This is a genomic window from Marisediminitalea sp., from assembly GCF_984433645.1.
The window spans coordinates 44,988-59,319 of record NZ_CFIDRX010000003.1 but is presented as its reverse complement, the minus strand read 5'-3'; the positions used below and the strand labels follow the sequence as shown (position 1 = coordinate 59,319).

Sequence of the window (14,332 nt, the reverse complement as noted above, 5' to 3'; positions counted from 1 at the left end):
ATTAATCAACTTGCAAAGCCGGGGCTAATAATGATAACTGACCGTCAATCGGGGTTAATACTTTCAGGCCCAGGATCTTTGCCAATGCCGGATACACTTCCAAGTTACGCATCGCAGGTATTTTCACTCCAGGCTTAAACGCTGGGCCAGCAGCAACAAAAAACGCCCCCATATCGGGGTGTTCTGGCAAATAGCCATGACCGCCAGGGCCAACACGACTGTCTTTGCGCTTAATAAACTTTGCCGGTGGTGCAATGGTAATAATGAGGTCTCCGGTACGGTCATTATGCGGCATTCGATAATGCTGACGTTGATCCTCATCAAACACCTGAACGCCTGGTAATTTCAGCGCGTTTATACGGTTACGCTGCGCCTCAATAGCCGCCTGGTCCACACCGTCTTTAGCATAGAGCAGGATCTGCTCGCCTTCATTCAACACCAGAAAATCCTCACTGATATTCAGTTCAGATTCCTCTATGGCTTTCGCTCGGTCCACCGGCGTCATGCCGTGATCAGACACCAATACCAGGTTCACCTTAAAAGGAAGTGCCTGAATACGCTTGTAAAGCTGCCCCATTAGCGCATCCAGTTGCTGAACCGCTTCATAAGTTTCTGGTGCATCGGGTCCAAAATCATGCCCGATGGTATCAACCAATGAAAAATACCCTGCAATAAAACGAGGACGGCTCACCTCTGGGTAAGACAGCCATTCAATGATTTGATCGATGCGTTGTTGGTAGTCGGCATATTTAGAATAGTGGAAATGATAAGTAGGAAGCTGTCCGCCAATGCGCGCATCAGACTCAGGCCAGAAAAACGTTGCGGCTTTTAGTCCGTGTGTTTCCACCAGGTTCCACATGGGCATGGCCGTAATCCACGTACTGTCTTCATACCCCTTGCCCATTTTGTAATAATCATGACGCGCTTTGTCGTAAAAGCGATTATTAATAATACCGTGATTCACGGGCAGCAAACCGGTTAACAGCGAAATATGATTGGGAAACGTATTGGCCGGATATACCGGTTGCATCGACATTACACGAGTCCCCTGCCGGGCGATAGCCGCTATATGAGCAGCCTTATGCTTTTCAATGTAATCATGCCGAAAGCCATCTATTGAGATCAGTACCACATGCTGGTCAGAAGTGGCATAAACGCTGGATGTCATTATGGAAAAACACGTAATAACAAAAACAACTAAGCGCTGCATAACAATCACTACCTTTTTATTCTTTGTCCATTCGTCCAAACAGAATGGTTTCTTTTTAGGATCTGAGAGTGACAGTATTTATCGGGGAAGTGTGACAATCCAGTGAAAATCGCTGGTTAACCAGCGATTTTGCGATTACTGAACCAAAATCAAAGCGCAGAAAGCGTATCCAGTGGCCAGCGAGGTTTAACTGAATCGGACAGGGGTGTGCTTTGCCCGGCTTTCAGACGCTGTAAGCCCGCATAGGCAATCATGGCGCCGTTATCAGTACAAAATCCCAGACTGGGGTAAAATACTTCGCCACGAATATCCTGCATGAGCTTTTTCATTGCACTACGCAGTTCGGTGTTGGCACTAACGCCTCCGGCGATAACTAACCGCTTCAACCCCGTTTGCTTTAGCGCACGCTTGCATTTGATCGACAGTGTATCAATGACCGCCTCCTGAAACGCATAAGCAATATTAGCGCGGGTTTGCGGATTGTCATCAGCGTCGCGAATGGTATTGGCGGCGAACGTTTTCAAACCACTAAAACTAAAATCCAATCCAGGGCGATCGGTCATTGGACGTGGAAAAGCGTAATGGCCGGGTTCGCCCTGCTCTGCCAGTTTGGCAAGCAACGGACCACCGGGATAATCCAGCCCCAGTAATTTTGCGGTTTTATCGAATGCTTCCCCCGCTGCGTCGTCTATAGACTCACCTAGCAACGTATAACGGCCAATACCGTCAACCTGTACCAGCATAGAGTGGCCACCAGACACCAGCAGTGCCACAAATGGAAATTCCGGGGCAGTCTCTTCCAGCATAGGCGCCAGCAAATGCCCTTCCATATGATGAACACCAATAGCAGGCACATCCCAGGCGTAGGCCAGTGAACGTCCGACTGACGCGCCGACCAACAGCGCGCCAACCAGTCCCGGCCCCTGCGTGTAAGCAATACCGTTTATATCTTCTTCTTTACAGTTGGCGTCAGCCAGCGCCTTTTGAATAAGCGGTACAATTTTTCTGACATGATCCCGCGAAGCCAGTTCAGGCACAACGCCACCATAGTCAGCATGCAGTTTCACCTGACTGTACAATGTGTGCGACAACAAGCCCGCTTCATCATCGTATACCGCAATGCCGGTTTCATCACATGAGGTTTCTATACCTAATACACGCATGGTCGTAATTTCTTTGCTAAGGACGAATTTAATCGTTAAAGTTTACCCGATTCATAGCGGGCTGGACAATCAACAATCTCAATCAGCCACGCCGTGCCCCGACACATTGACTATTTTTTATCGGCTTTTTTGTCACCGGGGCTTTACATCGCCGTCTCGAATGATTAGAATTTCGCACCATTTTTAACCCGGGTGGTTGAAAAAACCCAGTTGAACCCCGGAAATCCGTTAAGTTTTGAGGTGAGATTTTAATGCCCATCGTTAAAGTAAGAGAAAACGAGCCATTTGACGTAGCACTGCGTCGTTTTAAGCGTTCTTGTGAAAAAGCAGGTGTACTGTCTGAAGTACGTCGTCGTGAATTCTTCGAAAAGCCTACTTGGGAACGCAAGCGCAAGAAAGCAGCTGCTAAAAAGCGTCATCTTAAGAAGTTGGCTCGCGAAAACGCACGTCGCGTAAAACTTTACTAAGCAATGATTGGCAGTGGGGTCTCGTTGAGACCTCTTTGCAATTTATTGATTAGCAGTAAACGAGTATCCCAATGGCACTGATTGACGAATTAAAAAACGCCCAAAAAGACGCTATGCGAGCGAAAGACAAAGTTCGCTTGGGGACTATTCGTATGGCCCTTGCTGCCATAAAGCAAAAAGAAATCGACGAACAGGTAACCCTGTCTGACGCCGATGTGCTTGCGATCTTAACCAAGATGGTCAAGCAGCGTCAGGATGCTGCGTCACAATACGACGCGGCAGGTCGCGATGATTTGGCACAAACAGAACGTGCTGAAATCACCGTCATCGAAACCTTCTTACCACAAGCACTCACCGACGACGAATTGGCCGCGTTAATTAACGAAGCCATGGCGAGCACGGGAGCAAGTGGCATGCAAGACATGGGCAAGGTAATGGGCTTCCTGAAACCTAAGGTCCAGGGCCGTACCGACATGGGTGCGCTCAGCGCAAAAATCAAACAGCAATTAAACTAATAGCTGTATTTTCCCTTTTCTGAATCAGCTAACTGTTTGCGCAATTTCCCCAGCCTGATACAGTAGCCTGAATACGTTTCTGAATTAACTTCTTGGCAGTGTGTAACAGTTATGGCGGGTAAGATCCCTCGCGAATTTATTGATGATTTACTGGCTCGAACAGACATTGTCGAAATCGTCGACAGCCGCGTTCGCCTTAAAAAAGCCGGTAAAAATTACTCTGCCTGCTGCCCGTTTCACAACGAAAAATCACCGTCTTTCACTGTTGCACAGGATAAGCAGTTTTATCATTGCGTTGGATGTGGAGCCCACGGGAACGCTATCTCGTTTTTAATGGAATTCGACAGGCTTGAGTTTGTTGAGGCCATTGAAGAACTTGCCCGCTTGCACGGCCTTGATGTGCCGCGAGAACAAGGCATTGGCGCACGAAGCTTCAGCCCCGAGAAGAAGCAGCAAACCGAGTCTGATTATCAGTTAATGGAAAAAGTGACGCGCTTTTTTCAGCACCAATTAAAACACCACAAACAAGCCGCCGGTGCAGTGGAATACCTTAAAAAACGCGGCCTGTCTGGCGAAATCGTTAAGCAATGGGAAATTGGTTACGCGCCGCCGGAATGGGATGCGCTGTTATCAACATTTGGTAACGACAACCAGGTACGCAAGCAACTGATTGACTTAAAACTGGTTAATCAAAACGACAATGGCAAGCAATATGACTTCTTCCGCGACCGCATCATGTTTCCTATTCGCGATAAACGCGGCCGTGTGTGTGGCTTTGGCGGGCGTATTCTGGAAGGTAATGGGCCGAAATACCTGAACTCCCCGGAAACCCGCATATTTCACAAAGGCTACGAACTGTTTGGTTATCACCACACCCGTCAACAACGCAATTTACCGAGGATTTTGATTGTTGAAGGCTATATGGATGTGGTCGCACTCAGTCAGTTTGACATTCAGTACGCAACCGCCGCCCTGGGTACAGCAACCACTCAGGAACACATGACTATGCTGATGCGCAGCAATCAGGAAATCGTGTGTTGCTACGACGGTGACCGCGCCGGACGTGATGCAGCCTGGCGAGCGGTAGAGAATGCCCTACCCGCTTTGAAAGATGGCGTGCATTTAAAATTCCTGTTCCTTCCCGACGGCGAAGACCCGGACACCATGGTGCGTAAAGTTGGCAAAGAGGCATTTGAATCTCTGATTGCCGACGCTGCGCCATTATCGCGCTTTTTCTTCGATACGTTACTCAAACAGCATCCGGTGGGTACCCCCGAAGGCAAGGTTGCGTTGAAGTCTGCCGCTCAGCCATTGATTGATCAGGTTGCCGGCGAACAACAAAAACAAATGCTGCAGGAAGAATTGAGCAAGCACGTAGGCGAATACGACCGCTTCAAACTGGACCGTGATATTCGCAACGCCAATGACCGGGCCCAGAAACCCAATCGGGCCGGTACTTTCGACAACATGAAAAAGTCACGCCTGTCACCGATTCGCATGATGATACGTCTGCTACTTGAGCATCCGGGCTTAGCCGCGGATTGCGCAGATTCCGTGCAGCCCTCTTATCTGGCGGGATCTGGCATCGCTGGCCTTCCGGTGTTACAGGATTTATTTGCGTTTTGCGAGCAGCATCCTAATGCCAGCACCGCGATGGTACTTGAAAACTTCCGCGATCATCCCCACTCAGTAACCCTGGGCAAGATGCTCATGCAAGAACACCTGGTATCAGAAGAGGATGCAGCACGGGTTTATCGCGACAGTTTTGCCCGATTGCTTGACTGGCATTTCGACAGCCGAATCGATCAACTTTTGTCCAAATCACGTATAGAAGCCTTGTCTGATTCCGAAAAAAAGGAATTGACGCTGCTAATGAAAGAACGCCAGGCTGGTCGATAACAACAATCGTCAAAAAGCTAAAATAAACGAGTCAAAAATAGACAGCAGAGTAGTCAAAATAACGACGGTTCTGTTATACTGTGTAATTCGCTGCCACTGTCGCAAACGGCAGTCGAACAGACAAAACCACATTGAAGCACGTGTAAACCGATATCGCTTTGAGCGAACATCGAACGATCACACCTTTAAAGTGTCTAAACTTTGAAGGGTATTGCAATGGTTAGAATTTAAGAAGTGTAGGGTATATGGCGCAAAGCAAGCAGTCTCAGATTAAACTCCTGATTGCGAAAGGTAAAGAGCAAGGTTACTTAACGTTCTCAGAAGTTAATGACCACCTGCCACAGGACATTGTCGATTCGGATCAGATCGAAGACATCATCCGTATGATCAACGACATGGGAATTCAGGTAGCCGAGTCGGCACCGGATTCTGATGAATTGTTGATGCAGGAAACCACCACCGATGAAGAAGTTGCTGAAGCCGCCGCGCAAGCGTTGGCCACAGTAGAAAGTGAAATCGGCAGAACCACTGACCCGGTGCGCATGTACATGCGTGAAATGGGTACCGTAGAATTGCTTACGCGTGAGGGCGAAATTGAAATCGCCAAGCGTATCGAAGACGGTATTAACCAGGTGCAGTGTTCAGTGGCTGAGTACCCTGAAGCGATCACGTATCTGTTGGATCAATGGGATCTTTACGAAGCCGAAGAAATTCGCCTGAGCGATATTATCTCTGGCTTTGTTGACCCGAACAGCGAAGAAGATCTAGCCCCTACCGCGACTCACGTTGGCTCTGAATTATCTCAGGAAGAACTGGATGATGAAGACGATGACGATGATGATGACGACTCGGATGACGACGACGATAGCGGCGTCGATCCTGAGCAAGCGCGTGAAAAGTTCGCCGAATTACGTGAACAGTACAAAGTTACCCGCAAGGTCATTGAAGCCAAAGGCCGTACGCACGAAACATCGCGCAAAGAAATTGCTGCGCTTAGCGATATATTCAAAGAATTCCGTTTAGTGCCTAAGCAGTTTGACCGCTTAGTGAAGAACATGCGTGAAATGATGGACCGTGTTCGTATCCAGGAACGTCTGGTTATGAAGTACTGTGTCATGCACGCGAAAATGCCGAAGAAAGATTTCATTAAAGCATTTGCTGGCAACGAAACTACAACAGCCTGGTTAGACACCTTGTTGAACAGTGGCGCGCCTTACGCTGGCCTGCTCGCTCAGTACAAAGAAGAAATTGAGCGTAGTGTTAGCAAGATTTCTCAGGTGGAGCAGGAAACCGGTCTGGTTATTTCTGACATCAAAGACATCAACCGCCGTATGTCTATCGGTGAAGCGAAAGCCCGCCGTGCGAAGAAGGAAATGGTTGAAGCCAACCTGCGTTTGGTAATCTCAATTGCGAAGAAATACACCAACCGTGGCCTGCAGTTCCTGGATCTGATTCAGGAAGGTAACATCGGTCTGATGAAAGCGGTAGATAAGTTCGAATACCGTCGTGGTTACAAGTTCTCAACTTACGCTACATGGTGGATTCGTCAGGCAATTACCCGTTCAATTGCGGACCAGGCACGGACTATCCGTATTCCGGTTCACATGATTGAAACCATTAACAAGCTGAACCGTATTTCGCGTCAGATGTTACAGGAAATGGGTCGTGAGCCTACGCCGGAAGAATTGTCTGAACGCATGCTGATGCCAGAAGACAAGATCCGCAAAGTACTGAAAATCGCCAAGGAGCCAATCTCGATGGAAACCCCCATCGGTGATGATGAAGATTCACATCTGGGTGACTTCATTGAGGACAGCACTATTGTGCAGCCTCTGGACTCAGCAACTGGCAACAGTCTTAAAGACGCGACACAGGAAGTGCTGGCAGGTTTAACAGCTCGTGAAGCGAAAGTACTGCGCATGCGTTTTGGTATTGATATGAACACCGACCACACGCTGGAAGAAGTAGGTAAGCAGTTCGACGTTACCCGTGAGCGTATTCGTCAGATTGAGGCGAAAGCCTTACGCAAACTGCGTCATCCAAGCCGCTCAGAGCAACTGCGCAGCTTCCTGGATGAATAAGTAAGAAATTAGCTGCACTATGCAGCACGTTGTAAAGGCCAGTCAGTCGACTGGCCTTTTTTGTTTACCCTGTCCCATCCTGAAAGAACCCTGAATCGCCCCGACGGAGGAGAAGATACCCCAAACGAAATTTAAGTCATCGATGAGCAGATACTTTTTAATGGAACAGAAATCGAATCGCTATAAGGTTGTTCGTTTGGTGAATAGTAGAAGCAAGGAGCAGAAACCAGGAACCTTACATGAGAATAGCTTCGACTTACTTTAGTAAATTGTCACTGAGCTAGAAGGCTTAGTAGCAGAACTAAACAGACCGACACAGAAGAAAGTGTTCAGCTCCACGCAGCACACAATCCAAAGAAAGGCATGGCCAAAATGGATATACGCTCTTGGATGAGACGGGCAAGAATTACATTTTGAACTTATGTTAACTGATAGAAAGGCCATCAAATCCGAGAAACTGGTAACAATCTGATATCCGGCCGAATTCATCAGGCTTTGCTTATCGACACGATGTATGAAAATAATTGATGATTGCAGTGTTTTTACAGCCGTTATTCCTTACCTGACTCACTCAATTCAATTGTCTGATTGCTTTACACTCCCACCTAAAATGTCTGCGACGGATAGTTAAACTTTTGTTAATTAACGATTATATTTTTGGCGCGATTAATGCTTGCGAACTATACAGGATTAAGTATTTAAACATAATGCGAAGTAGGAGAAGTTTATGTTGAGTCAATTAAGAAAATATCTGGCTGTTACTTGTATAAGCGTTTTTGGCTTTTGTGCAAATGCAGCGCCTATTATTTCAGATATTACAGGCGGGACTGAATACGATAGTTATTATGGAAGTACTCCAGGCGACGTAATAGGGTTTGCATTTACAGCAGATGTAGATTTGACAGCCACAGCGCTAGGGGTCTGGATTGGTTCTGATGGTGTACTTAATTCATCTCATCAGGTTGGATTATGGGACCTTAATTCGCAGAGCTTGCTTGGCAGTGTTGTTGTTGATAATAGTGATCTGTTACTTGATTCGTTTCGATATGCTGATTTGTCTTCAGCATTGCAACTAACAGCGGGCACTTCTTATGTACTTGGTGCGGTATTTGAGTTTGACGACGGAGATGGTTATATCAGTAGCCCTTCTTCAGTGACTACGTCGAACGTTACCATCCTTAACGCCGTGTTTCCTGCAGCGGAAGATTTAGGCTTCATCTTCCCAACCGGTGTGACTCAATCACTTGGAAGATTTGGACCGAACATGCTAGCAGAGCAATCAGTGACTAACGATGTTCCCGCTCCGGGCACCTTTGCTTTATTGCTCTTATCGGTAGGCATATTGAAACTGCGCCGCCGCTAGTTTGTTGTAATAATTGAGAGGAGCTCGATTGGGCTCTTTTCTCGCTTACCAGAGTAACAACAAACAGAAGTGCCATAAGCAAGTAACAACAAACAGACAGCCATAAAGCGCCTTGCTCATGACTGAGTGACACCACCACACCTGATACAGCAGGTGCCAGTGTGCTACCAACACTGCCACTGAAGAGCATCAGCGTAACCAGCATAGGCGGAGCATTCGGTATCTGTTGCGTGCCGAGGGAGATGGCGACTTTGTAAATACAGGTGGTCATAAAGCCAAATGCAAAGCCCAGCGACACAAAGGTATCTGGTGAACCACTCACAACCATAGCGGTGGTCAAGCCAATTGCGATAACACTGGCACTAAGCAGCAACAATCTGGTCGGCACAATATTGACCAGCACCACAGATAGCAGTAATCCGAAAATTGAAGCGCCCCAGTAATTGCCAACTACCTGACCGGCTTGGTCAGGTGGCAGCGCAAAAGCCGATGTCAGGTAACTCGGTGCCCAGGTAAGAAAACTGGTTTGCGCTACCAAATATAAGCACACTGCCGTAGCCATGCACAATACACGCACACTGAGGAGTGAGCGAAACTCCTGCCAGGCAGAATAAGGCTCTTCAGAGTCTGCGCCTTTATCGGGTGCTTTACTCGCTTTTACCTGATGCGCCTGCGGACTGTCTCCACACAGTACCAGGGCAATAATAAACAGCCCAACTATACCAACCGCCAGATAACTGTATTGCCATGGATATTGCTGTGCCAGTAACCAACCCGCCTAGGTTGGAAATAGATACCCTGCAGCACTAAAGGCACAGTCCGTAGCAATAAACGCAGAAGCCCGCCTTTGAGCCTGATAAATTTTTGAAATAATTACTGCCCCGCCAGACAAACCACAACCACAGGCCACACCAAGCACCATGAAAATCAACGCAACCGAAGCATAGTGTTGCGGCTTGAAAACGCTCAATATGCACAATAAAACAAGTAACAAACAGTATGTGAGTACCAACAAACTTTTAATAGAAAAGCGTGTATAGAGATACATAGACACGCACGTGCCAATCAATACCCCACCGGTTAGCCAGGAAAATATACTCACCGCAACAGCAGGCGCTAGCTGCAATTGATCAGCTACCGCATTCAGAATAACCCCGGCCTGCGTCAACAGGCCGGACATAACCATGTAGCTAAAAAAGGCGATAAGGGTTAGTCGTGCCTGATGTATCAGGTGCATTATTCTGCATCCACTTCGTTGTCGGCGTACCCTGACCCGATTGCACTAAACGGCAAATCCAGCCCTAACTCAGGTACTTGTAACCCCACCCAGGCAGGAAAGGTATTGCTGTTTGGCCCGGGGAAGACCTGATATTCATTGGCCCAGGGATAATTTGCCACAGCCTCATTCACCTTCGGAATTAACAATGACGCTTTCTCTCCCTGTATAGACAGCACCTTCTCCGGACGGGAGCCATACCAGTAGCGGTCCGGAGTTTTTGTAGTGTATGTACGCAAGGCAGGATGCCCTTGCCTGACACGCCAACCAACGACTTCATAGACGGTGTATTCTTCGGCTTTTTCTGCCTTCACGGCAATCCAGGTATGAACAGCGAACCATCCCCGCCAGCTAAATGCATCGGCGGCATACACTTCAATGACAGCTTCGGTAGTTTGTTCCGGGGACGGTGCAATACCAGCCGGTTCGCGGCTAGCCGTGCGCCAGTCACTGTTGCTGCACGCCGACACAAAAAAAGACATGAAAAACACCAGACAGACCAGTCTACCCATAATTAATTTCCCGGATTAATGTATAAACCCCATCTAATCAGGTGAGCAGAATTCAGGCAAGTAGTCCTCAGACCAAACCACCAGCTAGCTCGACCAATACGTGACTGGTAATTTAATGAGCAAATAAGCATACTGGTCAGAAAGGAAGGAAACGCATCGTGACTTGGATAGACTACAGCATTATTGCGCTGTACCTCATTGGCTTGCTTGCCATGGGCGTCAGTTTTCGCAATCAACCGACCAGCAAAGACTATTTTTTAGGGGGTAGAACCATTCCCTGGCCAGCCCTGGCGCTGTCTGTTATGGCCACTCAACTGTCGGCAATCAGTTTCATTTCTGCTCCGGCTTTCGTAGGACTCAGGGAAGGCGGTGGTTTAATATGGCTGTCGTATGAACTTGCCCTGCCATTGGCAGTATTGCTCATGATGTGGCGCTTATTGCCTACCCTGCATCAAAGTGGTGTTGTCAGTGTCTATGATTTTCTAGAGCGCCGTTTCGAGCGCTCAACACGGCTGCTTATTAGTTTTGTGTTTCAATTAAGCCGCTCTTTTGCCACCGCAATCATGATTTATGCGATTTCATTGATCCTGCAAGGCACCATGGGCATGGCGCAGTGGCAAAGCATCGTGCTGATCGGTGTGATTACCCTGATTTACTCTGCCGTTGGCGGCATGAAAGCCGTTGTGTTTGGCGACGCGGTGCAAATGGTGCTTATTCTGGCTGGCGCAATTATATGCCTGGTAGTTGCACTTGGCGCAATGGGCGGTATCGACGCGACACTAGCGGCACTGGATACAAACAGGCTAAACGCGATCAACCTTGAATCCCTTGGCTTGCAAGGTAATGATTTTGGTTTACTGCCGATGCTGTTTGGCGGCGTTGTGCTGTATGCGTCTTATTATGGCTGCGACCAATCGGAAGCCCAGCGTTCCCTGTCTGCCCATAATGTCAGTGATTTACGCAAGGTTATGTACACCGTCGCGCTGAGTCGATTTCCCATTACCTTAATCTATTGTTGCGCAGGTCTGGTTATAGGCACCCTGGTTATGCAAACACCGGAATTGCAGACGCAAATTCCTGACAATAAACCCGACTGGATGATGCCGGTGTTCATTGTTAATTATCTGCCTAGTGGTTTAATAGGATTATTGGTCGTCGCTATTATGGCGGCGGCCATGTCGTCACTGAGCTCTGCGATTAACAGCCTGGCGGCGGTCACAACCGAAGATATTTGCCGGGTGAAAGGCCATGAACTGAGTGACGAGCAATACATGCGCTTTGCCAAGCGGGCTGGTGTGGGTTGGGGACTTATCACACTGATTTTGTCGTTTTTTGCCGGCGATATAGCCCCAACCATCATTGAAGCGATCAATAAAATCGGCTCAGTGTTTTATGGTCCGGTACTGGCCACGTTTTTGTTGGGTATCCACAGTAAACGCATTACTGCGAAAGCAGCCAACATAGGTTTATTGTTGGGCGTGTTTAGTAACACCTTCCTGTGGCTCAGCGACAATCCGCTGTTCTGGTTCTGGTGGAATTTTATTGGCTTTGTCGTTGCGATACTGTCTGCACACCTTGCAAACAGACTGATTCCAAGCAGCAACAAACCAAAACCACAACGTGCCTTCTCGGGGATTACGCCTATGCTGGCCACCACGTTATTTGTCTGGTGTACCTTACTGGTTGTAGTGTGTTCACTGCTGCCAGACTGGTTGTTATAAAAAAGGCCTGCATATAAATGCAGGCCTTTTTGAACGACTAATAGTTAACTTGCTACATAACTGGCAGAGTCAATGTGCCACTGACTGTTTCACCGTCCTGGGTTTGATATTCGTAGTTAAACGTCACTGCGTTAACGTTGTCAGCTTCATTATCGTTTAAGTACTGACCGCTATATGCGATATATTCATATACTCCATTTTCCATAGTCGAGCCTTGAGTGTAGCTAACAGACGCTTCATTGCGCACATCCTCATTGGCAGCAGCAACCACCCCCAGAGTTTTGCTCACCCGAACATTGTTATTTAACACAATATCAAGCGACTCTGTATCCGGATAATCGACGCCATTCTGCGTATAGCCAATAACATTCACAACCAAGTAGTTGAGCGTTTCAATACTGGTAGGGAAGTGAAGATAAAGCGAACCTGACCGATTTGTATAGTTGCTTGCCACTCCAGCAGTATTTTCACTCACCAATATAGTGCCGTTTGAATAGTAGTTGTGATTATCGATGTATACATCATTTATATCAAAAGCCTGAGACGCTGCCACAGACGTAGTAAACGAACGCTGATCATTGTATACATCTATCTCCTGAGAGGAGTCTGGTGACAGCAATGTTCCTATTTCATAGGTATATTCCGTACCAGGTAAAAGGGCATCAACGGCAGACAGCGTAAATGTCGTGCTGTTTTTGCCACTTTCAATATTGATACTGGCACTCTCATCTGTGCTGGTAATATAGGTAAACCCAACAGGTATATTATCTTCAGTACTCTCATTCCCTGGCGTGACTGCAACTCGCTCATAAGTCAGGCTTACCTGCTCATCTGTAAGTAAGACAGGCTCTGAATAATATACTGTGTAGGCATAGTCTTCAGCAGATAAAAAAGAAGTAACAAGTTGTACATCGAATAAATCAGCAGTAGGGTTTGCGATAACGGCTAGAAATAGCTCGTCATAATCCTCGATATTGTAGCTAAGGTTAGTATCAAAGCCGCTTGTATAAATTCTCAGATAATCGCCGGTCTGTGAATTCGTATACCGGTCAATGGTGATTTTACCGGAAGAATAAGTCGTTTCTTCTTGTGTAAATGAAGGCATACTTAGAGACAAATAGCCATCAAAGTCCGTACTGATAACGTAGTACTGCTCGTCCGCATTGTATTCAGACACAACAGCCTCATTTTCGTCATTGACGAAACTGGCCCCTTCAATGGGATTGCCATCCATGTCTAGCAATGAAACATTGATGACTTTGGTCTCAACAGGGTTTTCTACATCGACAGACAGGCTGATTACGTTATCAACCATTTCATTGGCCGACACCAACATCAAACGATCACCGACAATATACGCATTGTTACCCGCAGCCAGATCGTAATCAACGTCACCATCGCCATTTACATCTAAATTCGCTCTCAGCGTGACGTCCAGGTACTTGGGTAATGTAATACGATACACACCTTCATCTGCATCAAACTCTGCGACATGCTGATACATGTAGGCCGTACTATAGCTGCTTGTACCCGAGTGTGATGTACCCGAGAACACTAAATCCGAAATAGCTTCCCCGCTCTGACCGTCGAGAATTGAAAACGAAACTTCTACCGGCTTGGATACGCTGAGATAGCCAATATCGTCAAAGGTGACATCCTCAGCAGCGGGCGGAGTAGTAATAAAGAAGACGCGATCAACATACGAACCATCGCTGAACGTTACGTAAAGCGATAAATCACTGCTGGCAGGCAAACCTTCTATGGAAAAAAGACCATCCTCTGTAGAAACACTGTCGACTAACACTGTTTCTCCTTTCAGAACCTGTACGGTCGCTACGCTGCCTGAAACAGGCATAAATGTATCGGTATCAAATACGGCACCAGAGACAGTAATGGTCGCAGCCTCTTCTTGAAGTTGTTGAGACAACAGCGCATTTTGTTCAGCTAAAATAGCGTTTTGCTGATTAAGAGAAGCGACAACTTGCTTATTGCCACTGTCATCAACTTCAATACAGCCAGTTAACGAAAATAAAACGGAAAGGGAGATTGGGGCGAGTTTAAAAGCATGCTTTTTCATTTGAACTTCCTTGCTTGGTCTTTGTAATAAACAACGACATCAAAGAAG

At 47.2% G+C, this 14,332-nt stretch carries 12 protein-coding genes; 6 read left to right on the top strand and 6 right to left on the bottom strand.

All coding sequences use genetic code 11. The annotated features are described in order from the left end of the window. Position 1 precedes the first annotated feature (1 nt). Positions 2-1,210, bottom strand: a complete 1,209-nt coding sequence (locus AC4MRN_RS01025) for an alkaline phosphatase family protein (protein WP_491202243.1) — start codon at positions 1,208-1,210, stop codon at positions 2-4. A gap of 149 nt (positions 1,211-1,359) precedes the next feature. After that, positions 1,360-2,373: a tRNA (adenosine(37)-N6)-threonylcarbamoyltransferase complex transferase subunit TsaD gene (tsaD, locus tag AC4MRN_RS01020; protein ID WP_255054026.1), complete on the bottom strand. Its 1,014-nt coding sequence runs from the start codon at positions 2,371-2,373 to the stop codon at positions 1,360-1,362. Positions 2,374-2,624: 251 nt separating this feature from the next. Here tsaD and rpsU point away from each other — a divergent pair, with 251 nt between their 5' ends. From rpsU to AC4MRN_RS00995, 5 genes are all read left to right on the top strand, one after another. Next, positions 2,625-2,840: a 30S ribosomal protein S21 gene (rpsU, locus tag AC4MRN_RS01015; RefSeq protein ID WP_012517258.1), complete on the top strand. Its 216-nt coding sequence runs from the start codon at positions 2,625-2,627 to the stop codon at positions 2,838-2,840. 71 nt (positions 2,841-2,911) lie between these two features. Beyond that, positions 2,912-3,355 (top strand): GatB/YqeY domain-containing protein, encoded by a 444-nt coding sequence (locus tag AC4MRN_RS01010; protein WP_073320512.1) that lies wholly within the window; start codon positions 2,912-2,914, stop codon positions 3,353-3,355. A gap of 111 nt (positions 3,356-3,466) precedes the next feature. Beyond that, positions 3,467-5,254 carry a DNA primase gene (gene dnaG / locus AC4MRN_RS01005; RefSeq protein WP_491202242.1) on the top strand — a complete coding sequence of 596 codons (1,788 nt, stop codon included), beginning with the start codon at positions 3,467-3,469 and terminating at the stop codon, positions 5,252-5,254. Positions 5,255-5,499: 245 nt separating this feature from the next. Further along, positions 5,500-7,335: an RNA polymerase sigma factor RpoD gene (gene rpoD, locus AC4MRN_RS01000; RefSeq protein WP_073320519.1), complete on the top strand. Its 1,836-nt coding sequence runs from the start codon at positions 5,500-5,502 to the stop codon at positions 7,333-7,335. A gap of 727 nt (positions 7,336-8,062) precedes the next feature. Beyond that, entirely contained in the window at positions 8,063-8,698 is a 636-nt protein-coding gene (locus tag AC4MRN_RS00995) for a hypothetical protein (RefSeq protein ID WP_491202241.1), read from the top strand. Here AC4MRN_RS00995 and AC4MRN_RS00990 read toward each other — a convergent pair. Genes AC4MRN_RS00990 through AC4MRN_RS00980 form a run of 3 tightly spaced genes read right to left on the bottom strand, consistent with a single transcriptional unit; the run spans position 8,622 to position 10,456 of the window. Next, positions 8,622-9,464: an MFS transporter gene (locus tag AC4MRN_RS00990; RefSeq protein WP_491202253.1), complete on the bottom strand. Its 843-nt coding sequence runs from the start codon at positions 9,462-9,464 to the stop codon at positions 8,622-8,624. The two genes, AC4MRN_RS00995 and AC4MRN_RS00990, sit on opposite strands and share 77 nt — an antisense overlap. A 12-nt stretch (positions 9,465-9,476) precedes the next feature. Further along, on the bottom strand, positions 9,477-9,935 hold the full coding sequence (locus tag AC4MRN_RS00985) for a hypothetical protein (protein ID WP_491202240.1): 459 nt from the start codon (positions 9,933-9,935) through the stop codon (positions 9,477-9,479). Beyond that, the gene (locus tag AC4MRN_RS00980) at positions 9,935-10,456 is read right to left on the bottom strand and encodes a DUF3750 domain-containing protein (RefSeq protein WP_491202239.1); all 522 of its coding nucleotides are present in this window, start codon (positions 10,454-10,456) and stop codon (positions 9,935-9,937) included. The genes AC4MRN_RS00985 and AC4MRN_RS00980 overlap by 1 nt, the downstream gene beginning before the upstream one ends. A 188-nt stretch (positions 10,457-10,644) precedes the next feature. Between AC4MRN_RS00980 and AC4MRN_RS00975 the strand changes: the two genes are divergently transcribed. Next, positions 10,645-12,207, top strand: a complete 1,563-nt coding sequence (locus tag AC4MRN_RS00975) for a sodium:solute symporter family transporter (RefSeq protein WP_491202238.1) — start codon at positions 10,645-10,647, stop codon at positions 12,205-12,207. Positions 12,208-12,259: 52 nt separating this feature from the next. Here AC4MRN_RS00975 and AC4MRN_RS00970 read toward each other — a convergent pair whose 3' ends face one another. Further along, complete coding sequence (locus tag AC4MRN_RS00970) at positions 12,260-14,284, bottom strand: hypothetical protein (protein ID WP_491202237.1); 2,025 nt, start codon at positions 14,282-14,284, stop codon at positions 12,260-12,262. Positions 14,285-14,332: the final 48 nt, after the last annotated feature.